This window comes from Photobacterium sp. S4TG1 (assembly GCF_036040035.1).
Classification (GTDB): domain Bacteria; phylum Pseudomonadota; class Gammaproteobacteria; order Enterobacterales; family Vibrionaceae; genus Photobacterium.
Genome location: NZ_JAYXUH010000005.1, coordinates 23,860 through 50,034 on the forward strand (window position 1 = coordinate 23,860; position 26,175 = coordinate 50,034).

The window sequence follows — 26,175 nt, forward strand, 5'->3', positions numbered from 1 at the left end:
GGAAAATATAAAATGTGGAATTTAATAAGATCAATCGGTTTCAGGCTAGTTTCAAATTTTAAAACATCATTACCTGTAATTATGTTAGCGACATTTATTCTAATTAATATTGCTATTTGGTGGGCAGGGCCTTGGTTAGAGATTGCAGATCAACAACCTTTAGTTACTGTTACATCTCGACTTGTTTTAAGTATTATTTTTTCATTGTGTTGTTTTGCGGTATGGGGCTTGATGCAATGGCATAGTTTACAACGTATAAATAAAGATAAAGCACACGAAGAGAGATTAGTTGAAGATCCTATTAAACGGTTAGAAGAGCGTCAGCAGATTGAACTTAACCAAGTTATGGGTGAGCTAAAACAAAATTTAAATAAACGTAATTATCTATACAGTTTGCCTTGGTATTTGGTCTTAGGGTTAGAAAACGCAGGTAAAACAAGCCTGATTAATCGTTCTAGCCAGAATTTTGTGTTTTCTAGTATCATGCGTGCATCAGGACGAAAAAGTGAAAATCCATATTCTTTTGATTGGTGGATTAGTGATGACGCTGTATTGATTGATCCTGATGGTGAATTATTGACGCAACGTCAAAATGAAGAAAATAATAGCGGAGAGATGGAACGACGCTTATGGCTTAACTTTGTTAATTGGCTAGAAAAAACGCGTTCCCAGCGACCATTAAATGGGGTTGTTATTGCGCTTGATATTGAGCATCTTGCGAGTTCAACTGTTGCAGAGCGCCTTGCATACGCTAATTTATTACGAGCTCGGTTACGTGAGTTGATGGAGATATTATCAACACGAATGCCTGTGTATATTACGCTGACAAAATTAGATTTGTTGCATGGTTTTGAGCCCTATTTCCGTAATTATACTCAGAGTCAGCGTGAAGAAGTAATGGGTTTTACTTTTTCTCTTAATACTGCAAAGGATTTCGATTATTGGCTAACTGAATTTGATCAAAATTATATTCAGTTTATTGAACGTGTTAACGATTCGTTACCCTTTGTATTACGTCATGCTGTTGATACTGAAGAGCGTAGTGCTATTTACAGCTTTTCTCGTCAAGTCGCTGGGTTACATGATGTATTAAAGCAGTTATTAAAAGATGCTTTTGCGAGTGATCAATTTTCAACACCGGCATTAATTCGTGGTATTTACTTTATGTCTGTTTATCAGCAAGGAGTACCAACTAATGTGTTCGTTGATGCAGCATCTCGTCGTTACGGTTTATCAAATACGATTAATAGTGCACAACACTCTAAAAACTCGACCACTTTTTTCGTAAAGAAACTTTTTAATGAAATTATTTATCCAGAAGCGGGTATTGCATCTGACAGTTTACGTGTTATCAGACATAAAACAAAAGTACTCTGGATGTCAGTATTAGCATGCAGTATTGCATCTGTATTATTGATAGGTGGATGGCAGCGTTATTATACTCAGAATATTGCTCATGAAAATGCAGTACTGAGTCAAGTTAATCAATTTAAAAATGAATATTCAAACGTTAAGTTGATGCGTTCAGAACAAGAGTTATTAGCATCATTAAATTCAATTCGTCAAGCAACACTAGAGTTTGGTGTATTTCAAGATAAACCGAAGTTTGTGTCTGATATGGGTCTCTATCAAGGGCATAAGATTGGACCAAAAGTTGAAGAAACCTATTTAGGACTATTACAATTTAAATTCTTGCCTTCATTAATGAAACAACTTGCTGTCGATATTAATGATGCTAATTCAGAGCAACAAGAGTTATCAGCATTGCGAGTATTTCGAATGCTAACCGATCGTAGTGGGCGGCAGGATGATGTTGTAAGGCAATATTTTTCAAAGGGTTGGCAACATGCTTTTCCTAATGATGCTAAAACTCAAGAGCAGTTGCTTGCTCATTTAAATTATTCATTAGAGTACACTGATCTTCAAGGTCTACGTAATGATGGCAATAGAAATGCTGCTCTAGTCATGAAGCCATACGATAATTTAATTGAAGGAACTCAACAAGATCTTAGTTCTGTAGACTTAGCTGATCGTGTTTATGACAATTTAAAGCATACAGCAAAGCAAGAACTTGGCGCTCCTTTAAATATTAAAAAATCGGTTGGTCCAGTGTTTGATATCGTGTTTGGTCAGCGCATAGAAGATGCTGCTTTAAACATTTCACAGTTATTGACTAAAAAAGGCTTTAATAGTTATTTTTTACCTAAAGTTGAGTCTTTGTCTGATGTCGCTCTTGTAGATAGTTGGGTTTTAGGTGAGTCAACCGTTGCTAAATTTAGTGCTGAAGATAAACAAGTATTACGCCAGAAAATTCGTGATTTGTATGTTGATGATTATGTGAATACATGGCAATTAGCATTAAATAATATTGAAATTAAATATTTTTCAGACATTAATGAAGCTGTAACTATTTTGAGTAATATAGTTGGACATAAGCAGCCAATAGAGCGCTTTATTAAAACTGTTGATATAAATACGCAGTTATTTCCAACATTACCTGAAAATGATAAAGCGCGTTTGGCGTTAATGACGTCACCGCAATATCAAGTAGCATCAATGATCGCAACCCCGTTTACTGATATAGACTTAATATTAGATAACAATGATAAACAACCTGCGTATTTACAAGAAGTGATGACCTCAGTACAGCAACTTTATCATTATATGAAAGTGATTCAAGATGCACCGGATAGGGGTAAAGCAGCGTTAGAAGCAACTAAAGATAGGCTTGCATTAAAAGACAATGATCCTATTTATACACTTCAACAAATAGCAACTAATTTACCCAAGCCACTTGATAATTTAGTTAGAGATATCGCAGAAGAAAGTTGGTATGTGGTTAAACAAGAAGCGATTAAGTATGTTGAAGTACGTTGGCAAAGTGATGTGTATAAAGAATATCAACAAAAGTTAATGTCTCGCTATCCATTTAATAATACATCGAAAGATGTCTCGTTAAAGGATTTTGAAGCTTTCTTTGCACCTAATGGTACATTGGATAATTTTTATAATAATGAGCTGAAATTATTCATTGATGACAAGCTCTCAATGGATATGAATAGTACTAATAAGTCATCCTTATTACGTAGTGATGTACTGAAGCAATTTGCTAATGCGAAAAAGATTCAGCAAGCATTTTTTAATCGTAAAGGAATATTGGATGTTGAATTTACACTTGAACCTATTAATTTAAGTGCTAACCAACGTCGTAGCGTTATTAATGTTGATGGACAATATATTGAATATAGTCATGGTTCTCGTCGACCTGTAGAACTCATTTGGCCCAATACATTACGGGATTCTTCGATATCTAAATTATCATTAGTACCAGCATCGGCGAATTTATCACCGCGAGCTATTACGATTCAAGGACCATGGGCTTTTTTCCGTCTTCTTGAACGAGGGCAGGTTGTAGGTGCTAGCGAAACGAGCGTTGATTATAAATTTACTGTTGATGGCGGTGACGTTGTTTACCGACTAAATACAGAAGAGGATGCTAATCCATTTACATCGTCTTTATTTAGGAATTTTAAGCTGAGTAAGACACTTTATTAATTAAATTTCTATTGTAATTATTTAAAGTTACTGTTTCATTTATAAAGAATAAGCTGCCTTGTGCAGCTTTTTCTATCTATGTTTAGACAAAATATTACAATGATTTTTAGTTAGGCCTAATATCATGATCAATAGGTATATTTGAGTGTTGTAGCATATTAAATTATCAGGGAGCGGGAAGTTATAGTCGATACAACTGACATTATCTTAATCTAGATTAAAGATTTTTAGATGTAGTCACGGTATTATTCATGCCAGCTTAGCGTTTATGATAAAAATACTTAAAAAAGAACAGCTCAATAATGCTGTTCTTTTTGTTTTTATGGCGTTGGTGAAAATAAGACGACATGATATTTAAGAGGACGTGATTTGAGTACTTTATTTACAGAAGCCCGTATTGGCAACATGGCATTAAAAAACCGCTTTGTTCGTAGTGCAACATGGGAAAATATGGCAACAGAAGATGGCCATATGACCGATAAGCTTTATGCTATTTATGAAGAGCTTGCACAAGGGGAAGTGGGACTGATTGTAACGGGTTATGCAAATATTGTTGAAGAAGAAAAACCCAATGCTGGCATGATGGGGATGTATAACGACTCGTTCATCGAAGAATATCAAAAACTAACAGATCTTGTTCATCAATACGATTCTAAAATCGTGATGCAACTGGCTTATGGCGGCACAAAAACCACTTATAACCTTGGTGAGCGTGTGATCTTTGCTCCTAGTGCAGTGTGCGAGAAAGGTACTCAAACATTAGGTCAGACTATGACTCAAGCAGACATTGATTATATTGTTGAAGCTTTTGCGTTAGCGACTAAACGCGCGCAAGATTCGGGTTTTGATGGTGTTGAAATTCATGCGGCACATACTTATCTAATTAACCAGTTTTTAAGCCCGTATTATAACCAACGCGACGATCAGTATGGCGGTAGCCTTGATAATCGTATGCGCTTTCTATTAGAAATTTACGCGAAAATTAGAACGCTAGTCGGTGATGATTTCCCTATATTGGTGAAATTAACCGCCTCTGAATTCTTTGATGGTGGACTAACGTTTGCTGAGACACGTCTTATTTGTAAAAAACTAGCTGCGGTTGGTGTGGATGCGATTGTTATTTCAGGTAATGTGCATGGCAAAGCTGACACCATGGTGGGCGAGTCTTATGACGGCTACACAATTGAATCTGAAGGTTATTTTCACCAATACGGTGATGTAATCAGCCAAGATGTTGATGTGCCAGTGATTACTGTTGGTGGCTTAAGTGAGTTTGATGCTATTGAAGCGATGGCGAATAATACAGGTATTGAATTTTTCGCATTATCACGCCCATTATTATCTGAGCCTAAGTTAATCAAACGTTGGTTAGATGGCTATAAGGCTGACGTTGAATGTGAACGTTGTTCAAAGTGTCGTACCCGTCGTGGTAATTTCTGTGTGACAAATAAAACCCGCAAAGCAGAATTAGCCCGTTTATAATTAATAACTTCAGTTGAATAACTAAAAAGAGCTAACCTATGTGTTAGCTCTTTTTTTTACTGGTATTATTGGGTTCGTTTGGCTGAAGAGATAACCTAAAATGAATATTAGTGATCACGATCTCGTAAACATAGAGAAACGTCAAAATATCGTTATTTTTGATGGTATTTGTCATTTATGTGAACGTTCGGTGTTATTTATCATTAACAGAGATCCTCAAAAATTATTTTCATTTTGTTCTGCTCAATCTGCGGTTGGTATGTATTTACAGCAAAAATATCAGATCAATGCGCTTGAAGATGAAACGGTGATCCTCATTGCTGACGGTGTTGTTTTTGAGCGCAGTAATGCTATTTTTGAAATTACAAAGCGTTTAGGTGGCAAGTGGCGCTGGGTTAGATTACTGAAATATATACCTGTTTTTATTCGTGATTTTATTTATAAAAAAATAGCTCAAAATAGATATGTACTTTTTGGAAAAGCAAACCAATGTTTATTGCCAAGTCACGATATTAGTGATCGTTTTATATAAACCAGCTGATACCAGCGCCATTACCTTTGCATCGTGTTGATTATTAATTTATAGTATGGAGTACTGTATTTAACTACATGGACGTAAGGTAAAGCAATGAAAAGCAATATTTGGTTATTAATGCTCGTTATTTTAGGTGTCGGTGGTTGTGCAAATGATCACCAAATAGTGAAACCAAAGACATTTACAACCTTTGAAGATTTTCGCCAAGGCCCAAAGGATGGGGTTGATTTAGTATGGGCACAACGGGGTATATTTAATCAGCGTTCACTGCAACGTAAAATAGCACAGTACGATAATATTATTTATGATCAAGTGTATATCGTGCTTGATAAAGAAAAGAGTGATCACTTATCAGAAGCTGACATTATTATGATAAAAGATTATTTTATCAATCAGTTAAAATCTCTAAATACAAAGCTAACCGTTGTGGAAAAGCCACAACCCAAAACATTACGGGTGACGATTGCGATCACCAATGTGCAAACACCTAATCCTATTTTAGCGATCACAAGTAGTGTATTACCTGTAGGGTTGGGGATCTCAACCATTTCAAAAGTGCTTACAGGTGAGCATACCAATGTTGGTTCAGCGTCAATGGAAATATTGATCAGAGATGCGACAACTGGTGAGCCAATCATGGCGGCGATTGATCGTAAAAGCGGCAATAAAGACTTGAGTACGATGATTGATTCTTCTGATGATATTAAAGATGCAATCAATTGGTGGGTAAAGCGATTATCTTTGACTCTGGCGCAATATAAACAGTAACCACATTGCTTCAATAATAAAATAATCCGTAAGCGGCGATTAGATCTTATTTCTAATCGCCTTTTTTGTGTTATTTATTCAACAGGATACCAATAACCAATATTAATTAGCTGGGTTAACATTGCTAAAAATGCTGGATTATTAAGTTGTTCGCCTAATTGTGCATGAGTGATTTGTTCTTCATCACACAATAATTTAGCGGCATCAGCACACTCTGGAGGTAATTGATATTGCTCGCCATTAATATAGACAATATAAGCTTGATCTGGATGATAAAACGCACGTAAACCACCAATACGTTTAAATGCTTCACCGTCTTCTAAGAACTGATAAGTCTCGTTATTTTGCCATGGCGGCTCAGATGCCATTACATCAAGTTCATGACGATTTTGTGTTAGATGCTCACCTAACCATTGTTTTAATAATTGTGGGTGATCCAGCACACTGCGCATCATGTTTTCTAGATCTTTGGCTTCTTCTGCCAAAATAGCACCGTTGTTAGCACGAGCTGGTAATGCTGGATTATGATAGTGCACATCACCAATATCATTCGCAATCACAAAGTCGGCATAACTGCTTAATAATTCTTGTTTCTTTGGTGAACGGAAGCCCACTGAAAAACTCATTGATGTTTCAATTGCGTAGCCATCATGCGGGAAACCTGGCGGAATATATAAAATATCACCGGGTTCTAAAATATCGTCAATAATAGGCTCAAAACCTTTTATTTGACGTAATGCAGGATGACGACATTCTTCTTCGTAATCGTCTTTTTTAGGGCCAACACGCCAATGACGTTTACCCGAACCTTGAGTAATGAATACATCATACTGATCGATATGAGGACCAACACCACCGCCAGGGGTTGAGTAGCTGATCATTAGATCGTCTAGTAACCAACCGGGTAACTGACGAAATGGAGTGATCAGTTGCGCAGCACCTTCATGCCAATGGTTTGCTGCTTGAACAATGAATGACCAATTATCTGCGGGTGTATCATCAAAAGTCAGCGGTCCATGACGCACATCCCAAGCGTCGGCTAATTTAGCGATATAACGCGAATCAACTTCTTCTTCCATTGCCAGTCCAGCGAGTTCATCTGCTGAAATAGGATCGACAAAGTTTTTAAAACCGCCTTTGATAATGGTGGGTTTCTTTTGCCAAAACTCGGCAAGAAATTCTTCAAATGAAAACGTCAATTGGTACATATTATTCTATTTATTGTTGAGCTGGATGGTGATTATAACGTAATCCGTTAGTGGGGATATGATTTGTTTTTGATGGGGCGCGGGTGGGGAAGATTATGATCAAGCATGAGCCCTTGCTGAATGTAACAAAAAAGCGCCAACAATGACGCTTTTAAAGGTTAAATAAGTACTAAGGCTTAATGCTATTTCAAACTATAGATTAGGTTACGTTTCAGGTTATGCCCCTGCGAAGTGTGACGCCATATCTGCTTTTTGAGTTAGTGTCGTAAACAATTCATTGGTAACTTTTAATGCATTATCTGTGGCAGTTTTTTCAAATTTATTAATTAAAGCTGTCGCTTGTTCTGGATGCTGCTTATAAAGGCTAAGGTATTTCTGCTCCATTATTTTCTGAGCAATAGCGGTATCCGCTTCGTATTTATCATAGGCAGCACGAATAATAGGTTCGTTTTGTTTCCAATTCGCCATACCTAAGGTTTGTAGTTTACGCATATCCCAGAAGATAGAACCATTACTCGCGACATCTGTACCGATATCATAACCATAGGGAATCTCTGTAGTTCCTTGATAGAAAGGAATGTAAACCCCAAGCGCTGTCATGCCTAAGTTAATGTATTCAGTTTCACCAATCGCAATCGGTAGATTTGGGCGTACTTCAATGATATGTGATTCAGCACAACGGAAGACAGAAATTGGACGATAATGGCCTAATGGATTTTTGTTAGCATACGGATCCATTGCTGTGCCTTGATAATGATTACGCATAATTTCTTCTACTTTGTGGAGTGAGATCTTATGTGTCGGCGTTAAGAAGACAGGGTAATCAGGCTGGTTACTATCAACTTGTGTTTTAAGCCCAGGGTTTAGAATATGTTGTGCAATCCATACGCGAGGGTAGTTGTAGGTGATATTTTCTTGGCCGCCAGTGGTGGCATAAGCATCATGGAAATCAAAAGGTTGATTAGCTTTTGCAACATACAAACCATGTTGTTCAGCAAAAGAAACTAATGTTGGAGAGGCGAGATAATCACTGTTATTCGGTAGATATTGTTTTAAACGTGATTGGTTGCCTGAAATGAAATAAGCATCTTTAGGTATTTTTCGTGCCATCCATTGATGACCGCTACCTGTTTCTAAATACCAAATTCCGGTTTTATCAATAAAGCCAACCCCAAAGCCTTGTGATGCTCCTCGCTCTTCAATGATTTTACCTAGTAATTTAACGCCTTCTTTAGCACTGTGAATACGAGGTAAAATCACATTTTCGATTGAATCTTCATTAATACCATTTTTAACATTATAAGGGTCGACGGCCAGTGCTGCTTTTCTGTTAGTTAGGCTTTCTGTTGAGGTAATACCTACACCTGCTGAGTTTAATCCTACTTCACCCATAGTTTTATCATGGGTATCCCAATCTTGCATTGATGTATAAGCGAAAGATACTTTTGGGTAAGGATAAGTAAAACTGTCTGTATTGGAGTGAAATTCACCTTTTTGGTTTATGGTATGAGGATGAAGAACAAAATGTTTAGCCCAGACAGCTTTATAGTCTTCATTACGTGCCATGTAATAGGCTCCATTGGTTGAAGCTTGGTCACCAACAAGCAGAGTCGTACATGCATTTGCTGCTTGAGTGCCAAGTAAACTGGCAATTGCACATGCTAATAAAGGTAGTTTTTTCATAGTAATTTATTAAGTTTATAAAATGACTATTGATTTTATGCTTGTTGGCATAAATGACCATATCAGTAATGACAATCTCATCTTGTTAATTTTCAGTTCATTTTTCAACCGTAATCACCAATATAATAATACAAATCATAAACAGGTATGGATGATATAACACTTGCGAGGTTGAGGTTTTTTTTCATAAAATGATTGTTTATGTTAATGAACTGCTCCCTATGCCCAATTTTTCTTTAAATCAAATACCCATTGGCGTGAGATATATGCTGATGTCAGCACTAGCCTTTGCATTGATGTCGAGTTGTGTGAAATTAGTCCACACTTATGGCATTCCAGTGTTTGAAATTGTTGCTGCGCGGGCCGTGGTATCACTGCTTATTAGTTATGTTGACGTTAAACGTAAACGAATTGATATCAGGGGCAATAATCGCAAGTTATTATTAACCCGCGGTGTTACGGGCTCATTGTCATTAATTTGTGTTTATTATGCTGTTTCAACATTACCGTTAGCTGAAGCGACCATTTTACAGTACCTCAATCCTGTTTTTACAGCAGTATTAGCGATCCTTTTCCTGAAAGAAAAAGTCCATATAAGCACTATTATTTGTATTGTATGTTCAATTATGGGGTTATTACTGATGGTAGGGCCTGGACTCACATTAGATCACGTTCAACAACTGCCACTATTTAGTATTGGTATTGCACTACTTGGCGCGTTTGGAAGTGGTGTGTCTTATATTATTGTTAAGCGCCTGAGTAGCACGGAAGATAGCTCGGTAATTATTCTTTATTTCCCATTGATTGCATTACCATTATCGGTGTTATTACTGGGTGATGATTTTGTTATGCCAACCAAAGAAGCCTTTTTCTTACTGCTATTTGTAGGTATTTTTACCCAGTTTGGTCAAGTGGGCTTAACTAAAGCGATGAAAGTAGAAGTGGCAAGTAAAGCAACTGCGTATTCTTATATTCAAGTGGTGTTCTCGATCATTTTAGGTTGGTTAGTCTTTAGTGAAGTGCCGTCAGCATGGACGTTAGCAGGAGGAACGATGATAGTCATAGGTGCATTAGTGAATGTTATTGGTAGTCTGCGTGCGAATAAAGCAACGACGGCTTAGTTTATAGTTGTTTAAAAACCTGTGATATTTAATTGATCATTATTAGATATCGCAGGTGTAATTATTATCCGTTAGTATATTTATAGCATTGTTTAATAATCTTCAAGCTATGACATGAAAACTTATATGTAAATATTGTTTATATATAACAAGTCGTTAAGGATTATGATATGTTTTTTTGTTCTTTATATTTAAAGCTTCTTACGATAGTTAATATGATACGTTTTAAGCCTTTATTAATAATAAAAGTAGGTCAATATAATGATTAAAATAAACAATGAAAATTATAGCGGTGAGATTAATATTGATTCAAAAATAACTGGTTATGGGAAAGTACAAGGTTATTCATGGTGCTTATCTTCAACCTCTACCACTGTTATTGTCGAAATTGCTGAAGATCAATCGATAGACAGCAAAAGCTTGCCACTTGTGGGTTATGGGTGTGGTGGTTGGATTTATGAGCAACCATTAATTAATAATGAAAAAGATATTTTAGCTATAATAAAAACGGCAATAGCACTATTTAGTAAAAATAAAATGACGTATTTTCCAGCGGTGACCTGCAGTTGTAGCGATTTATAAAAAGGTGCTATTAATTATTGAGTTTATAACGTTATTATTTTTTGTGAGATTAATCAAAATAGTGTGATTAAAAAGACGTTGTTGGTGATGATAATATGCTATTAATGAATAACTAATGATGGCAGTGAATATGTGATGGCTAAATATCAGTTTTTTTGTTTACCGCATTCAAATCGTGAGAAGTTCACTTATTTAGATATGGCAGATAAACAATTTATTACGCAGAAAGAGCAATTGTTGGCCGCAGGATTTGAGGTGGAAGATGATGTGATTTTGGCTGACACTAACGCAGAAGCGGTTGCGCATTATAAGTCTAATTTTATTTATGTAATGGAAGAATACAATAACTCTAATTTTATTACTACTATGATTAATTTGCTTATCAGTGGTTATAAGACGATGATTAACAAGAAATAATATTATACTCATAACTAGAACATAGATAGCGATTGAGCATGATTATTTATTTTATCAATAACGGTTGCATTCGTGATTTAAGAGGAGTTTCACAAAATGATTTTTTCGACAACTGAAACTGTCCCAGGGCATGAGATTGTCGCTATACTGGGTTTAGTCACCGGTAATATTGTGCAATCAAAGCATATCGGCCGTGACATTATGGCGGGTTTAAAAACGATTATTGGTGGTGAGCTAAAAGGGTATACCGAGATGTTTAATGAGGCTCGCAGCCAAGCAATGACACGGTTAGAGGAGGATGCAGTAGCTTTAGGCGCTGATGCTGTTGTTGGTGTTCGCTTTACCACCAGTGCTATCATGGATGGCTCATGTGAACTATTAGCATTTGGCACCGCAGTGACACTGCAACCACGTCAATAAAAACAACCATCGCAGGCTAATTATTTAAGGATGAATAATGACTCGGAGGGACAATGAGTAATTTTAGTCATAATATAGCACCCTATATTAAGCGAGAAATAATGCGCTCGTATCGAGCCCAGAAAAAAGGCGATACAGCAGCGGAATTTAGACATTTAGAAAATGCGCATGTGCTTGGACAAGAATCGACGTATTGGCATGTTAAGGTGCATTTTTTAATGTTACGGTGGGCATTGAAGCAGCGTGATATTAAAGAAATTAATGGTCAGCTTATTCGTATTATTGGTGCTGCTTTCTTAACTGCTATTGATGGTGTACCAATAGGAAATACCGGCGGTAGTAATGTACATGCGTTAAAAGTGATGCCAATATCTGCAGAACATGCCGAAATTATTGTTAAAACAAAACGTTATAAAAAATAATTGATTAGATTGTAACTGGAGCGGTGATAATCATTCACACGCTCCCTATCTATTATTACAATCAGTTAATCAGACATAAAGTCACTCATTATTCATTAATAACTACTTGATTAATAACGATAGCCTCACATGGAACATCTTCATAATCTTCTATTGTTGTGGTTTTTACTTGCGCGATATGATTGACCACATCCATTCCGGCTGTCACATCACCAAAAACCGTATATCCCCAGCCATTATTAGTTGTTGCTGTGTAATCAAGACAATCGTTATCCGCGAGATTGATAAAAAATTGTGCGGTTGCTGAGTGCGGCGCATCAGTACGGGCCATTGCAATGGTGCCTAACGTGTTTTTAAGGCCACGATTTGCTTCATTTACAATGGGATCACGAGTTGGCTTTTCGATTAAATCAGCAGTATGACCACCACCTTGAATCATAAAGCCATTAATAACACGGTGAAAAATTGTGTCGTTATAAAAGCCATCACGGCAATATTGAATAAAGTTACGTACAGTAACAGGGGCTTTTTGTTTATTAAGGTTGATATCGATATTGCCGACATTGGTGATCAAAGTAATGCTTGTCATGAGGATTATCTAGTTAAGGTGGTTGCTCGCAGTATACGTAATTTATATCATAAACTGTAGTTAACACAGATCATATGTGCTGGTTATCGTTGTAATACACTATTTTTAATAGATAAGCGTTATTAATAAAATCAAAAGGACTCAGATAATGAACACGAACATGATCCACTGGGGCATGATTGGTTGTGGAGCAGTAACCGAAGTTAAAAGTGGTCCTGCTTACCATAAAGTGGAAAATTTCACTTTAGCGGCAGTTACACGTCGCGACCAAGCCTTAGCTCAAGATTATGCGGCTCGACATAACATTGCAGCGGTTTATGCTGATGCCGATGCGTTAATTAATGATCCTTCGATTGATGCGGTTTATATCGCAACCCCGCCTGATAGCCATAAGGCGCTAGCATTAAAAGTTGCACAAGCGGGAAAGATTTGTTGTGTTGAAAAACCTCTTGCTCCCAGTTATGCCGATTGCCAAGCTATTGTTGATGCGTTTGAAATGGCACAAACACCTTTGTTTGTTGCGTATTATCGTCGTTCTTTACCGCGTTTTAATCATGTAAAACAGTTGCTTGAAAATGGTGATATTGGCGATATACGTCATATCAGTTGGCATTTGAATAAACCCGCAAATCCAATGGATCTTTCACAACAATACAATTGGCGCACCGATAAAATGATTGCTGCTGGTGGATATTTTGATGATCTTGCGAGCCACGGATTAGATTTGTTTGCGTATTTATTAGGTGATTTTGCAACAGTAAAAGGTGTAGGTATAAATCAACAACACTTATATAGCGCTTTAGATGCTGTGAGTGCATGCTGGTTACATACCAATGGGGTGACAGGCAGTGGTAGTTGGAATTTTGGTGGTTATTCGCGCCAAGATAAAGTGGTGATATATGGTAGCCAAGGTGAAATACACTTTTCAGTATTTGATGAAGCGCCAATAGAAGTGATCACCGCTGATAAACAACAGCAGATCGTAATTGAAAATCCCACTAATATTCAGTTGTATCATGTGGATAATATGCGTAAACAGTTGCTAGAAGGTAAGCCACATCCATCGACAGGGGTAACTGCAGCTCATACTGGATGGGTAATGTCACAGATAGTAGCAAGTTAATATGATAGGGTGTACTTCAATGAGTGACGTTGTCACTTTATGCGCAGTGTGTAACTACATTAAGTATTATTAAAGTAAAAGTAACAAAAGCAGTAAAAGAAATACAGCAAGTTATACCAATGGCATAACTTGCTGAGTAGCGTTATTAAGCGACTTTTTCTTCAAGAGCAAGGTTTGACATGTATTCGTCAAATGTACCGTGGAAGTTAACCACTTTTTTATCGCGAATATCAATAATACGTGTTGCTAGCGATGAGACGAATTCACGGTCATGGCTAACAAAGATTAACGTACCTTCGTACACTTTTAAGGCATTATTTAGCGCTTCAATTGCTTCCATATCCATGTGGTTTGTTGGTTCATCCATAACCAGAACGTTAATATTTAGCATCATTAGCTTACCAAATAATAAACGGTTTTTCTCACCACCAGAACAGTTTCTTACTTTCTTGTTGATATCATCAGCAGTGAACAGTAAGCGACCCAGAATGCTACGTACAGCTAGATCATCATGATCTTTTGTACGCCATTGTGAAATCCAATCAAAGATACCCAAATCATTGTTAAAGTCTGCTGAGCTATCTTGAGGGCAGTAGCCGATTGATGCGTTTTCAGACCACTTGATAACACCATGGTTGTGTTTTAGTTCATTGACTAAACAACGTAGCATGGTTGTTTTACCAACGCCGTTTTCACCGATGATAGCTAATTTAGAGCCCGCATCTAGGATTAAGTCGCCACCTTCAAATAAGGTTTCGCCATCAAAGCCATGAGCCAGTTCTTCTAAAATCAACGCCTGACGGTAAAGTGCTTTACCCGGCTTGAACTGTAATGATGGCTTTAAGCGGCTTGAAGACTTCACTTCATCAAGCTTGATTTTATCCATTTTCTTAGCGCGAGAGCTTGCTTGTTTTGCTTTTGACGCATTGGCACCAAAACGGTTTACGAAATCTTGTAGCTCATTGATTTCAGCACTTTTCTTCGCATTTTCAGATAATAGTTGCTCTTGAATTAGCGTTGATGCTTCAATGAATTTCTCGTAGTTACCTGGGTAAATACGTAGCTCACCGTAGTCGATATCCGCCATGTGAGTACACACAGAGTTTAGGAAGTGACGGTCGTGAGAAATAATGATCATGGTACATTTACGCTGGTTTAACTCGCCAGCAAGCCAGTTAATAGTGTGAATGTCCAAGTTGTTTGTTGGTTCGTCAAGTAGCAAAATATCAGGGTTTGAGAACAATGCCTGTGCTAATAACACCCGCAATTTCCAACCTGGTGCTACTTGTGACATTAAACCGTAATGCAGTTCTTCATCAATACCCGCATCAATAAGTAACTGTCCGGCCCGACTTTCTGCCGTATAGCCATCCATTTCAGCAAATTCGCTTTCAAGTTCAGCCACAGCCATGCCGTCTTCTTCTGTCATTTCTGGCAGAGAATAAATACGGTCACGTTCTTGTTTTACTTTCCATAATGCAGCATCACCCATGATAACCGCGTCCACAACCGTGTATTGCTCAAATGCAAACTGGTCTTGGCTTAGGGTACCTAAACGTTGTCCTTGAGAGATAGACACGTTGCCCGCACTTGGTGTAAGCGCACCGCTAAGAATTTTCATAAAGGTTGATTTGCCGCAACCATTAGCACCGATAAGGCCATAGCGGTTACCGTTACCAAATTTAGCTGAAATATTTTCAAATAATGGTTCAGCACCAAATTGCATTGTAATGTTTGCGGTAGATATCAAGAGGTATTCCTAGCAGTTTTATTCGATGATTTTTTGGCAGTAACAGCCAAAAGAAGACGCACGAAAACAGAGATGATGTGTAAGGGGGCGCATTATACAGAAGTTTGTTTGTAAATGTCGAGGGCGAAAATGTAACCAATGTAAGATAACAGCCTTGTAAAAAGAAAGACTAAGGCTGTTATCAAGAGGAAGGGCGATGAATTTAAGTGGATTATTTCGCTAAGTTAGCAGTATCAAACAACAAGAAAGCATCATGTACGCCTTGAATTAACATTTGCATACCGATAACCGTTAAAATTAATCCCATTAGACGCGTGGTAATTGTGATCCCCGCCTCACCGACTTTATCAACCAGTTTCGGACCATAAAGAAAGCATACGAGGGTGATTAAACATAAGGTCGCAAAAGCTACAATTGTAATAATCGTATGTAGAAATGAACCTGATGCTGAGTAATTCATCGCTGTCGCAATAGTACCTGGGCCTGCAAGAATCGGTAATGCCAGTGGCGAAATAGAAATGTCTTTTTCATCGTTAGCATCATCAGTTTTAGATTCCGAATGCATTTTTGAACTATCACCTTGTAACATGTGATAGCCGACTAAAAAGACTAAAATACCGCCGGATAATCGTAGAGCTGGTAGGGTAATACTGAATAATTCAAAGATCCCTTTACCTAAAAGACAAAAGGTGGCGATGATAAAAAAAGCGGCGGTAAGGGCTTTGTAGGCGGTCTTTTTACGTTGCTCTGGCGTTTGACTTCCTGTCATGCCGACAAAAACAGCGGTATTGGCAATGGGATTCATCATGGCAAAGAACCCCATAAATACCGTGACTGTCATTGTAGTAATATCGTGCATAACCATCCTTTAGGTTAAAATTTTGTTATTGATTTTATTACAATAGCATGGATTTTTAGGATATGAACGTAAATCTATATAGGAAGTGAATAATATAAAAGTAATCGCTAAAATAGGAATAACCGTTATTTATAAATTACATCTTAGGTTAATCGCGGTATAAGTCATTACTATGATGTCCGTGTTTTTAATAGAGGTTTGCGTTACTATGCGCGCAAGAAAACATGGCGATGATAAATATGACCATAGATATAACCAATATAAGCATTGAACCGGATCCAACCATGACTTGCAGTACTTGCCAAGCATGCTGTTGCCGTTTGGAAGTAATGATCATTACAGACACAGGTGTACCTGAAGAATACATTGATATTGATGAGTGGGGCGGTGAAGTAATGCTACGCCTTGATGATGGCTGGTGTGCCGCTGTCGATCGCGATACTTTGCTTTGTACTATTTATGAAAATCGACCGTGGATTTGCCGTGAGTTTGAAATGGGCTCGTATGAGTGCAGTATAGAACGAGCAACAATGCCACCACGAACACCACAACAAGATTAAAATAAGTTGATCGCTATTTAACTAATGTTACAAACAATAACCAAGGTATATTCAGCTACTTTGATTATTGTTTGTTATTTATATTTATTGTAGAAACTAACGTTATTCTGTTTTATTTATTAGTGCTTATGGCGGCTAATATTTCTGTTGTCGCTTGGCAAGGATCGTCGGCATGACTTATTGCTGAAACAATCGCAACCCCATCAGCTCCTGCTGTTATCACTTCAGTCAAATTAGTGTGATTAATGCCACCAATCGCCACAATCGGAAATGGACATATTGCTGCTGCACGTTGCAGACCTTCCAATCCCCAATGAGTGATCAGATTGGTTTTAGTCGCTGTTGCAAAAATAGCGCTAAGTCCAATGTAATCAATCGGTAGGCTGGCGCAGTCGGTGAGTTGTTGCTCAGTTTCAATTGACAGTCCAATCAGTTTATCTTTCCCTAACAGTTGTCGAGCCAGTGCAACAGGCATATCCGTTTGGCCTAAATGTACCCCATCAGCATCCACCGCTAAGGCAACATCTACTCGATCATTAATGATTAAGGGGATATGACGACCTGTTGCCGTATAAGCCTGTTGCAGAATCGCTTTAACGGTTTGAGCGCGCTGAATAAATGCCCGTACATCACCGTGTTTTTCACGAATTTGTACCATTGTCACACCACCCGCAACGGCTTCCCGCACAACATGTTCAAGTCTGCTGAGGCTCTGCTGATCGTCAGTCACTAAATACAATAAGTAAGGATTGTGATTGCGGGTTATCATGACGCTACTACTGCCATATTTAGTCGCTGCTGAATTTGCTCGGCACTGATGTGATATAAACCATCAATAATATTGAGCTGTAATGATGCAGGACCTGCTGATTGTTCTGCTGCAATTTCACCTGCAATGGCATAGATTGCAGTAGCCGCCAGCCCTGAAGTTTCACCAATAGCCGCAAATGCACCTGTTAATGCGGTTAATGAACAGCCCATACCAGTGACATAAGGCATCATCTGATGACCATTACTAAGGCTGATGGTATGTGACGCTGTCACTACATAATCAACTTCACCAGAGATAACCACATTGGCATGGTACTGCGCGACTAACGCTTGTGCGGCGGTTAATGCGGTATCACTGCTATCAAGCGCATCAACGCCTTTGGTTTGGCTAGTTTCACCTGCAAGGGCAATGATTTCAGATGCATTACCACGAATGATCAGATTATTGGCATTCGCTGCCAGAGTGCGGGCCGTTTGGGTGCGTAATACACTTGCGCCACAACCGACAGGATCTAACACTATCGGCTTATTATTGGCATTAGCTTGTTCAACGGCAAATAGCATCCGTTCAATCCATTCATTATCAAGGGTGCCAATATTGATCACTAATGATCCTGCAATGTGCATCATCTCAGCCATTTCTTGACGTGAATGCGCCATAATAGGTGACGCGCCAATGGCTAATAAAGCGTTAGCAGTATTGTTCATCACTACATAATTGGTGATATTAACTACTAATGGTTTTTGTTCTCTGACCAGAGTCAGTGCCGTGATAATGCTTTCAGTTAATGACGCTGAAGTCGCTGTGTGTTGTGATGAGTTATGCATTATCGACAGCTCCTGATTTATGGTTAATAGCCCTTGTGTTGCTAGTTCCGGCATTGAGTCCTTGTTGCCAGAACGCGATTTCCATTTCAGTTGCGACTTTAAAGGTTTGAACCAGTTGTTGACCTCGTTGACTGTGTAGTGAAATTTCCGCAAGGAGGTTATTAAGGTATACCGTCGCGGTGGCAACTCCTTGTTGGTACTCTTCACCACTATATAACGCGATCCAGCTACGGTAGGGATTATTGTCAAACACAGTTTTTGTATCATTAGCCAGCAAGTTGCCAATTTCCGCATAGCCAATCGCACACGGCGCAAGGGCGACATATAAATCAATGATATCCCCTTGCATACCGGCATCTAATACATAACGGGTGTAAGCGACTGTTGCGACATCTTCTGGCTCTTGTTCCATATCTTGTTCGGTTAAATGCCAAGCACCACAGTAATCAATATGGTGAGCAATTTCATGATCAAGCAAAGCGGCCACACTTGGTAATGCACGGCGCATATCAGCTAAAGTGCGAGCTTTATAAATTGCTAACGCATAAGCGCGTGCATATTGTTTTAAGAATAAAAAATCTTGCTTTAAATAATGCATAAAACAATGGTGAGGCAGTGTACCTTGGCCAAGTTGCATCACAAATGGGTGCTGGATATAAGTGGTCCATTGGGGTTGGCAAGCATCAATTAAATCTTGGTATGTCATGTGATCTCTCCTTAGAAGCTGCCAATATAATTTTTGGCTTGGGGCTGTTGCGTTATAACGTGGTGTTTAAATAGAAATTGGGCGTAATCATCGTAGCGTTTAAAATCGACAGCCGCAGGACGCAAAGCAAACCGCGTTAACGTATCGTTCCATGCATTATGGTTAAGCTTGTTATCTAACGTATCGGGTGCGTATTGAATAAACTGTTTCCACGCAGCATCTGGATGATTGATGATATAGGTGGTTGCTTGTGCGATAGCAGTATTAAAAGCGGTGATCGCTTGGCGGTTATAATGTTTGCTGTTGGCAACAAAGATCAATTCATCATAACTAGGAATACCGTTCTCTTCAGGGAAAAAGGACGTAGTTGGGTAGCCCTCTAACGCTAATTGATTGGTTTCAAAGTTACGTAATCCGCCCCAAATAGCATCAACTTTCCCTGATGCTAATGAAGATGATAGTGCCCAGCCGACATTAACGATATTGACATCACTTAATTTCACACCGTGATCAGCCAGCATGGTGCCAATGGTGGCGTCTTCATTGCCTGCGACTGAAATACCAATGGTTTTACCTTTGAGTTGTGATAAATCAGTGATGCCGCTTTTCTTTAGTACCATCAATGTATTAAGTGGTGTCGCAATCAGAGTGGCGGTTTTAATTAAAGGTAAGCCAGCAGCGACATCAATCGTTAAATTGGGTTGATAAGAAACGGCAAGATCGATTTTATTGGCGGCGACTAATTTCGGTGGTAAAGATGGATCGGCAGGTTGCTGAATATCAACCTCGATTCCATGTTGTTTAAAATACCCGCGTTCTTGGGCAATAATAATTGGGCCATGATTTGGGTTAACAAACCAATCAAGCATTAGGCTTACTTTGGTGAGTTTTTGGGAAGCGGTTGCAGCTTCTGCATTCACCGATAGGCCAAACAGCAATAACATGATTGAAGTAATTAACAAAATACGTTTCACAATAGATCCTTTAAAGAGTGAGTCTAAAAAATAGGTATTAGGTAAAGCATTAGCCTGTTACGACAGTTGCCACGGGATCAGGCGTTTTAATAATCTGTCCGTGATGAAATACAGCGATATTGATAACAGTGATAAAATAAACAGTGCGGCAAACATTTCATCAATCATCATCCGTGCATTGGCTTGTAGCATTAAATAACCTAAGCCTTTGCTCGCGCCCACCCATTCGCCAGCGACTGCACCAATCGGTGCAATCACCACCGCGACTCGAATGCCAGAAGCTAATGCCGGTAGTGCAGCAGGAAAGCGAATATATTTAAGCTGTTGCCACTGAGTTGCGCCCATGGTGGCTGATAATTCAAGGTAACCTGTAGGGGTATTACGTAAGCCGTCATAGCAGCATGTGGTGACAGGGAAAAAGATAATTAACGCTGCCATTACTACTTTTGAACCAATGCCATAGCCTAACCACAGCATTAATACCGGAGCGATAGCAAACACAGGAATGGCTTGACTGGCAATCAATAATGGTAATAACCATCGCTTAACGGGCTTAAAGAGCAGCATCTGTAAGGCAAAAAATAACCCTAATGATAAACCGAGAATTAGCCCTAGAATGATCTCTTGGCTGGTCACCCAAGTATTACTTAACAGAACGTCATAGCGGGAGACTAACCGCTGCGCTACAGCCAATGGCGGCGGTAAAATAAAGCTCGGTAAGTGAAACACCATCACGGTGAGTTGCCATAATCCAAGTAGCACGCTAATACTGATCAGTAATCGTATCGGTGTTGCAAGTTCACGCTGTGGGGGCCGTTGTTGACGCGGCGATTTGGTAGCGATTAAACGGGTAATATCAGTCATGATTGTGTGCCAATATGTCAAAAATACGTTGCTGGTGGCTTGCTGATTCTGCATCAAAACGTCGTGGAGGTAATGACTCGGGTAACGATAACGCAGATGCAAAAGCTGGCTCGCCTTGCAAAATATACAGTTGATCACTTAATCGAATAGCTTCTTGAGGATCATGGGTAATCAGCACCACGGTTTTATGCTTGAGTAAGTTTACAAATAGATCTTGCAAGCGATAACGGGTGACGGCATCCAATGCGGAGAAAGGTTCATCCATCAATACAATCGGCTGGTCTTGTAATAGTGTTCTCGCAAGGGCGACTCGCTGGCGCATACCACCCGATAATTGTTGTGGCAATAGCTGGTGTTTATCGGCTAAACCAACCTGTTCTAATAATGTCATTGCCCGTTGTTTTAAATTGGGTATTGAATCGTGATGACCGAACTTACTGCTAATACAAACATTGTCTAATACCGTTAACCAAGGCAATAACAGATCTTGTTGCGCCATATAAGCGACTCGTCCTGTTAAAGGCTGATTATCTGAGATTGTCAGTTGACCTTGCCATTGGGTACTTTCGTTGAGTAATCCGGCTAAAAACTTGATCAGGGTGCTTTTACCACAACCACTTTTACCCACCAGACAAGTCCATTTATTGGCGGCAATAGTTAGATTAAGGTTTTCAATTACCGCATTATTTTGCTGGTCATTTTTCGTTGAGTGATAGCGTAAACTGCCATTAGTAATGGTGATTTCCAGATCAGCGCACATGATGATGACCTGCAAAAAAGTGATTCACAGGGCCGTGACCATGGCCGATATTGAGTTCATCGGCAGCGGTTATGGCGGCAGTAATGTAGCGTTTAGCCAAGGTAGTTGCCGTTGTAAGATCATTGCCTTGAGCTAAATAAGATGCGATAGCCGCAGACAGAGTACAACCCGTGCCGTGAGTGTTGTTAGTGTTAATGCGAGGTGTTGTCAGCTCAATAACGTCAGAGGCGAGAATGAGTAAATCAGTGCTATCACTACTTTGTTCTAAATGCCCACCTTTGAGTAACACTGCATGAGGATTAATCTCTCGTAATGCACTGATCATCGCTTGCATATCAGCCAGTGATTGTGGAATGTCTAAACCTGTTAATGCCGCCGCTTCTGGTAGGTTAGGGGTAATAATATCAGCCAGTGGTAGCAATTCTGTTTTGAGAGTAGTTATAGCCTGTTGTTGTAATAGCACATCACCGCTGGTGGCTACCATTACTGGATCAATGACTAAAAATGGTGGTTTGTAATGACGAATTTTTGCAGCAACTAGTCGAATAATATCACTGTCGGCGAGCATGCCAATTTTGACGGCTTGAATATTTAAATCGCTGAATACGGCGTCCAGCTGCTGCTCAACCATATCAAGAGGAATGGCAAGTATGCCGCTAACACCTTGCGTATTTTGGGCGGTAATCGCCGTAATAACCGAGCAAGCATAACTACCTGTTGCTGAAATGGCTTTAATATCAGCTTGAATCCCCGCGCCGCCGCCACTGTCTGATCCTGCAATCGTCAATACAATAGGGGTAGTTGTGTGATGCGATGATGGGGTGTGTGGCATACTTCATTCCTTACGCGCTAGCATCAGGAACAAGTTATCAAGCGGGAAGTGTAAACTGCGGCATGAGAGTGTGCAGTTGACTTAGCTTGCATCTATTAACGTTGATAATCCGTTGATAGTTAGTTCCCTCCGCCAGTGCTAACTGGTTCAGGTTCAACGGGTCCCACCATTTACAGTGATCTCAGCTTAACGCCCCCCGACTAATGGCAATTATCCTAATTCAGAATAATTTAATTGTCACTCTATTTTATTAAGAAATAACACGTTACGAATACTACGCGAGATTGTTAACACATAACATATTAAATTGGTGAATGTTTTATTGTTGTGAGCTGAAGTGGTTTTTTATGGAGAGCGTAAAAAGTTGTTACTTTTTTACATCATAAATTGAAAGTGTTTATTACTACGTATTTATATATATTTAAATACGTAGTAAGTAGATAAGCATATACTGTATTTCTTGGTTAAATGTAATGCTATCGACAATATAAAAAAGTATAAATAGGTAAAAATTGCATTTTATCTTACTTTTTTATATGTATATAATATTAAAAGAAAAGTGAAAATTATACTTAGTTGTATGGATAGGAAAAGGTATGTTAGCTAAAAAAATGGCTGCGCCGCAAGATATGCAAAATGGCGCTATATTCAGCACTAAAAAATATGGTTTGGTTCGTGTTATTGAATATTACAACACACACACAGTTATTGTTTTTTTCGAAAATACGGGAAACATTCGATCTATTAGTGCTGCAAAGTTAAGAAGTGGGCTGTTAGCGGACCGCTCGGTACCTCCTGAATCTATTATGGTTGGTGAAAAAATCAAATCACAGAAACATGGTTTACTAACTATTGTACAAGTTGAATCAGAAAATATTGTATTGTTGATAAATGATAGCGGTGAAGAAGTTAGATTATTATTACCAACAGTGCAAAAAATGAAATTAAAAGCGAATGAAGATAAAATTATAAAAGAAGAATCCAAAGAGATAATATCGTTAAGTTCTCTTACTAAAAGAAATAAAAAAACTAAAGACATAAATACGTTATTGAAAAAGATGCTGACAGATTATGGTAAATAATAGATATATATGTTTAATCTACTAATTTATATAATAGTATAATGCCCATCACAATTTTGATTATCTTATAAATTGCTAATAAACTTTTTTATTAATAATAATATATTAAGTAGATCTGCGTCACAATCTCATTTTGTGTTTGTGATTTATGTCTATTTTTTTTGAGATTTTACCCTTTAATATTTCTGCATAATAACAAGGTAATGAAATAGTTCATGCCTAAATATCCTACTAAAGAGAATATAAAATGAAAAAGATTCTAGTTGTATGTGGAAATGGATTAGGTACTTCATTAATGATGGAGATGGCAGTTAAAGATGTAATAAAAAAAATCAGTTTAGATGCAGAAGTTGATCATGAAGATCTATCGTCAGCCTTATCAAGTAATGCTGATATATGGGTAGCTGCAACGGATGTAGCAACTCAATTAGAAGCGGTAGGAAAAGTTAATATTATTAGCCTTAAAAATATTTTTGATAAAGTATCTATCGAAGAACAATTAATTGCTTTAATTTAAGGACTAATTATTATGGTTGATTTTTTTGAATTTATGCTGAGCTTATTAAAAGAGCCAGCAATTATGGTTGGCTTAATTGCTTTTATTGGGTTAGTTGCACAAAAATCTGATATATCAACCATTTTAAAAGGCACAATTAAAACTGTAATGGGATATTTAATTCTCGGTTTTGGTGCTGGTGCTTTAATTGGTGCCTTAAATAACTTTTCTACAATATTTACAGAAGCATTTGGTGTTAGTGGTGTTATTCCAAATAACGAAGCAATTGTCGCCATAGCGCAAGATGCATTTGGTTATGAAATGGCATTAATTATGTTTTTTGCTTTCATTGTTAATATTATTTTGGCTCGAATTACACCTTTAAAATATATTTTTTTAACGGGTCACCATACAATGTTCATGTCGATGTTGGTTGCTGTTATTTTATCAACAGCAGGTATAAAAGGCACTATATTGGTTGCATTAGGCTCGATTATTGTTGGCTCTTTGATGGTTGTTATGCCAGCAATTGCTCAGAAATATACAGCAAAAGTAATGGGTACTGATCAGCTTGCAATGGGACATTTTTCAACTCTTTCTTACGTTGTTTCTGGCTATATTGGTAGTAAATTTGGTGATATATCTAAATCTACTGAAGATATTAATGTACCAAAGAGTTTAATGTTTTTACGTGATACACCAGTAGCTATAGCAACAACGATGATATTATTTTTCTTATTAGCATCTGTATTTGCTGGCAGTGAATTTGTTGAAAGTATTTCTGGTGGTCAAAATTGGTTAGTCTTTACATTTATGCAATCCTTAATTTTTGCTGGAGGCGTTTACATCGTGTTACAAGGTGTGAAAATGTTTATAGCAGAAATTGTACCAGCATTTAAGGGGATTTCAGATAAATTAGTACCTGGTGCAAAACCTGCTTTAGATTGTCCAATGGTATTTCCAATGGCTCCTAATGCTGTATTAATTGGTTTTTTATCTTCATTCTCTGCTGGTTTATTAATAATGAGTATACAGGGAATGATGGGATGGACAGTTATTGTTGCTGGTGTTGTTCCTCACTTTTTTGTCGGAGGTGCGTCTGGAGTATATGGAAATGCAATGGGTGGTTTACGTGGAGCAATTCTTGGTTCATTTACACAAGGTATCTGTATCTCTATCTTACCAATGTTATTACTTCCAGTCTTAGGCGGATTAGGTTTAGAAGCTACAACTTTTTCTGATTTTGACTTTGGCGTTGTTGGATTATTCTTAGGGTGGATTGTTTCATGAGTTTATTCGATTTAATTGGTGATGATGGTATTGTTATTACGTCAGAAAAGAATTTAACTGTTGATTGTGCATTAGATTTAATGTGTTCAGTTCTAATAAAGAATAAAAAAGTAGATCTTTGTTATTTAGAAGCAATTAAACAAAAACATAAAGAAATTGGTTCATATTATGTACTTGCTCCTAAAATAGCGATGCCACATGCTAGACCTGAAGATGGTGTAAATGAGGCCGCACTTCAAGTCACAATTTTTAAGAATGGTGTTGATTTAGAATCAGAAGATAATGGAAATGTGTATTTATCAATAACATTAGCTGCAATAGATTCAGATAATCATATAAATACAATTATGGCATTATCTGAATTATTTCAAAATGATGAAGATATTGAGGCTCTGATTCATGCAGAAAGAAAAATTGATATAATAGATATTTTAAGAAAATATTAAAGCTGTAAATAATTAAAGGCTACTAAGAGGTAGCCTTTGTTATATCTTAATC

Annotated in this window: 27 protein-coding genes and 1 riboswitch; of the genes, 15 read left to right on the plus strand and 12 right to left on the minus strand. The window is 38.0% G+C overall.

What is annotated here, in order from left to right; genetic code table 11:
- Positions 1 to 12 precede the first annotated feature (12 nt).
- The 4 genes from tssM to VXS03_RS08315 all read left to right on the plus strand — a co-directional run bounded on the left by tssM (position 13) and on the right by VXS03_RS08315 (position 6,340).
- On the plus strand, positions 13 to 3,555 hold the full coding sequence (tssM, locus tag VXS03_RS08300) for a type VI secretion system membrane subunit TssM (RefSeq protein ID WP_327763159.1): 3,543 nt from the start codon (positions 13 to 15) through the stop codon (positions 3,553 to 3,555).
- A gap of 369 nt (positions 3,556 to 3,924) precedes the next feature.
- On the plus strand, positions 3,925 to 5,037 hold the full coding sequence (locus tag VXS03_RS08305; protein WP_327763160.1) for an NADH:flavin oxidoreductase: 1,113 nt from the start codon (positions 3,925 to 3,927) through the stop codon (positions 5,035 to 5,037).
- A gap of 100 nt (positions 5,038 to 5,137) precedes the next feature.
- The gene (locus tag VXS03_RS08310) at positions 5,138 to 5,569 is read left to right on the plus strand and encodes a thiol-disulfide oxidoreductase DCC family protein (RefSeq protein ID WP_327763161.1); all 432 of its coding nucleotides are present in this window, start codon (positions 5,138 to 5,140) and stop codon (positions 5,567 to 5,569) included.
- A gap of 96 nt (positions 5,570 to 5,665) precedes the next feature.
- Positions 5,666 to 6,340 (plus strand): DUF3313 domain-containing protein, encoded by a 675-nt coding sequence (locus tag VXS03_RS08315; protein WP_327763162.1) that lies wholly within the window; start codon positions 5,666 to 5,668, stop codon positions 6,338 to 6,340.
- A gap of 74 nt (positions 6,341 to 6,414) precedes the next feature.
- Here VXS03_RS08315 and VXS03_RS08320 read toward each other — a convergent pair whose 3' ends face one another.
- Positions 6,415 to 7,548 carry a ribosomal protein uL16 3-hydroxylase gene (locus VXS03_RS08320; RefSeq protein WP_327763164.1) on the minus strand — a complete coding sequence of 378 codons (1,134 nt, stop codon included), beginning with the start codon at positions 7,546 to 7,548 and terminating at the stop codon, positions 6,415 to 6,417.
- Between the two features lie 216 nt (positions 7,549 to 7,764).
- On the minus strand, positions 7,765 to 9,231 hold the full coding sequence (locus VXS03_RS08325; protein ID WP_327763166.1) for a C69 family dipeptidase: 1,467 nt from the start codon (positions 9,229 to 9,231) through the stop codon (positions 7,765 to 7,767).
- A gap of 221 nt (positions 9,232 to 9,452) precedes the next feature.
- Between VXS03_RS08325 and VXS03_RS08330 the strand changes: the two genes are divergently transcribed.
- The 5 genes from VXS03_RS08330 (at position 9,453) to VXS03_RS08350 (ending at position 12,193) form a co-directional block, all read left to right on the plus strand.
- Positions 9,453 to 10,352 (plus strand): DMT family transporter, encoded by a 900-nt coding sequence (locus VXS03_RS08330; RefSeq protein ID WP_327763167.1) that lies wholly within the window; start codon positions 9,453 to 9,455, stop codon positions 10,350 to 10,352.
- Between the two features lie 261 nt (positions 10,353 to 10,613).
- Entirely contained in the window at positions 10,614 to 10,934 is a 321-nt protein-coding gene (locus tag VXS03_RS08335; RefSeq protein WP_327763168.1) for a hypothetical protein, read from the plus strand.
- 135 nt (positions 10,935 to 11,069) lie between these two features.
- Positions 11,070 to 11,351 carry a hypothetical protein gene (locus tag VXS03_RS08340; RefSeq protein ID WP_327763170.1) on the plus strand — a complete coding sequence of 94 codons (282 nt, stop codon included), beginning with the start codon at positions 11,070 to 11,072 and terminating at the stop codon, positions 11,349 to 11,351.
- A 96-nt stretch (positions 11,352 to 11,447) separates the two neighbouring features.
- Entirely contained in the window at positions 11,448 to 11,771 is a 324-nt protein-coding gene (locus VXS03_RS08345) for a YbjQ family protein (RefSeq protein WP_327763171.1), read from the plus strand.
- A gap of 53 nt (positions 11,772 to 11,824) precedes the next feature.
- Positions 11,825 to 12,193: a DUF3703 domain-containing protein gene (locus tag VXS03_RS08350; RefSeq protein ID WP_327763172.1), complete on the plus strand. Its 369-nt coding sequence runs from the start codon at positions 11,825 to 11,827 to the stop codon at positions 12,191 to 12,193.
- 88 nt (positions 12,194 to 12,281) lie between these two features.
- On the opposite strand, the gene VXS03_RS08355 is transcribed toward VXS03_RS08350, so the two are convergent.
- On the minus strand, positions 12,282 to 12,782 hold the full coding sequence (locus tag VXS03_RS08355) for a peptidylprolyl isomerase (RefSeq protein ID WP_327763173.1): 501 nt from the start codon (positions 12,780 to 12,782) through the stop codon (positions 12,282 to 12,284).
- Between the two features lie 148 nt (positions 12,783 to 12,930).
- On the opposite strand from VXS03_RS08355, the gene VXS03_RS08360 reads away from it, so the two are divergent.
- Positions 12,931 to 13,905: a Gfo/Idh/MocA family protein gene (locus VXS03_RS08360; RefSeq protein WP_327763174.1), complete on the plus strand. Its 975-nt coding sequence runs from the start codon at positions 12,931 to 12,933 to the stop codon at positions 13,903 to 13,905.
- Positions 13,906 to 14,050: 145 nt separating this feature from the next.
- Here VXS03_RS08360 and VXS03_RS08365 read toward each other — a convergent pair whose 3' ends face one another.
- On the minus strand, positions 14,051 to 15,655 hold the full coding sequence (locus VXS03_RS08365) for an ABC-F family ATPase (RefSeq protein ID WP_327763175.1): 1,605 nt from the start codon (positions 15,653 to 15,655) through the stop codon (positions 14,051 to 14,053).
- 211 nt (positions 15,656 to 15,866) lie between these two features.
- A complete protein-coding gene (locus VXS03_RS08370) occupies positions 15,867 to 16,514 on the minus strand; it encodes a MarC family protein (RefSeq protein ID WP_327763176.1) in 648 nt (215 codons plus the stop codon).
- A 239-nt stretch (positions 16,515 to 16,753) separates the two neighbouring features.
- On the opposite strand from VXS03_RS08370, the gene VXS03_RS08375 reads away from it, so the two are divergent.
- Positions 16,754 to 17,074, plus strand: a complete 321-nt coding sequence (locus tag VXS03_RS08375; protein WP_327763177.1) for a YkgJ family cysteine cluster protein — start codon at positions 16,754 to 16,756, stop codon at positions 17,072 to 17,074.
- A 112-nt stretch (positions 17,075 to 17,186) separates the two neighbouring features.
- Here VXS03_RS08375 and thiE read toward each other — a convergent pair whose 3' ends face one another.
- From thiE to thiD, 7 genes are read right to left on the minus strand one after another with little or no spacing between them, the layout of a single operon-like run.
- On the minus strand, positions 17,187 to 17,843 hold the full coding sequence (gene thiE, locus VXS03_RS08380; protein ID WP_327763178.1) for a thiamine phosphate synthase: 657 nt from the start codon (positions 17,841 to 17,843) through the stop codon (positions 17,187 to 17,189).
- Positions 17,840 to 18,673 carry a hydroxyethylthiazole kinase gene (thiM, locus tag VXS03_RS08385; protein WP_327763180.1) on the minus strand — a complete coding sequence of 278 codons (834 nt, stop codon included), beginning with the start codon at positions 18,671 to 18,673 and terminating at the stop codon, positions 17,840 to 17,842. The genes thiE and thiM overlap by 4 nt, the downstream gene beginning before the upstream one ends.
- Positions 18,666 to 19,379, minus strand: coding sequence for a thiaminase II (gene tenA / locus VXS03_RS08390; protein WP_327763181.1), 714 nt, complete (start codon positions 19,377 to 19,379; stop codon positions 18,666 to 18,668). The genes thiM and tenA overlap by 8 nt, the downstream gene beginning before the upstream one ends.
- Positions 19,380 to 19,390: 11 nt before the next feature.
- Positions 19,391 to 20,353, minus strand: a complete 963-nt coding sequence (locus VXS03_RS08395; protein ID WP_327763183.1) for an ABC transporter substrate-binding protein — start codon at positions 20,351 to 20,353, stop codon at positions 19,391 to 19,393.
- 57 nt (positions 20,354 to 20,410) lie between these two features.
- Positions 20,411 to 21,217, minus strand: a complete 807-nt coding sequence (locus tag VXS03_RS08400; protein ID WP_327763185.1) for an ABC transporter permease — start codon at positions 21,215 to 21,217, stop codon at positions 20,411 to 20,413.
- Entirely contained in the window at positions 21,210 to 21,977 is a 768-nt protein-coding gene (locus VXS03_RS08405) for an ABC transporter ATP-binding protein (protein WP_327763187.1), read from the minus strand. The genes VXS03_RS08400 and VXS03_RS08405 overlap by 8 nt, the downstream gene beginning before the upstream one ends.
- Complete coding sequence (thiD, locus tag VXS03_RS08410; protein ID WP_327763188.1) at positions 21,967 to 22,809, minus strand: bifunctional hydroxymethylpyrimidine kinase/phosphomethylpyrimidine kinase; 843 nt, start codon at positions 22,807 to 22,809, stop codon at positions 21,967 to 21,969. Before thiD ends, VXS03_RS08405 begins: the two co-directional genes overlap by 11 nt.
- 107 nt (positions 22,810 to 22,916) lie before the next feature.
- A riboswitch (TPP riboswitch) is annotated at positions 22,917 to 23,018 on the minus strand.
- Between the two features lie 387 nt (positions 23,019 to 23,405).
- Between thiD and VXS03_RS08415 the strand changes: the two genes are divergently transcribed.
- The 4 genes from VXS03_RS08415 to VXS03_RS08430 all read left to right on the plus strand — a co-directional run bounded on the left by VXS03_RS08415 (position 23,406) and on the right by VXS03_RS08430 (position 26,123).
- Positions 23,406 to 23,891: a hypothetical protein gene (locus tag VXS03_RS08415; protein ID WP_327763189.1), complete on the plus strand. Its 486-nt coding sequence runs from the start codon at positions 23,406 to 23,408 to the stop codon at positions 23,889 to 23,891.
- Between the two features lie 247 nt (positions 23,892 to 24,138).
- Positions 24,139 to 24,408, plus strand: coding sequence for a PTS sugar transporter subunit IIB (locus VXS03_RS08420; protein ID WP_107188138.1), 270 nt, complete (start codon positions 24,139 to 24,141; stop codon positions 24,406 to 24,408).
- Between the two features lie 12 nt (positions 24,409 to 24,420).
- Positions 24,421 to 25,677, plus strand: a complete 1,257-nt coding sequence (locus VXS03_RS08425; RefSeq protein WP_327763191.1) for a PTS ascorbate transporter subunit IIC — start codon at positions 24,421 to 24,423, stop codon at positions 25,675 to 25,677.
- Positions 25,674 to 26,123, plus strand: a complete 450-nt coding sequence (locus VXS03_RS08430) for a PTS sugar transporter subunit IIA (RefSeq protein WP_327763192.1) — start codon at positions 25,674 to 25,676, stop codon at positions 26,121 to 26,123. Before VXS03_RS08425 ends, VXS03_RS08430 begins: the two co-directional genes overlap by 4 nt.
- Positions 26,124 to 26,175: the final 52 nt, after the last annotated feature.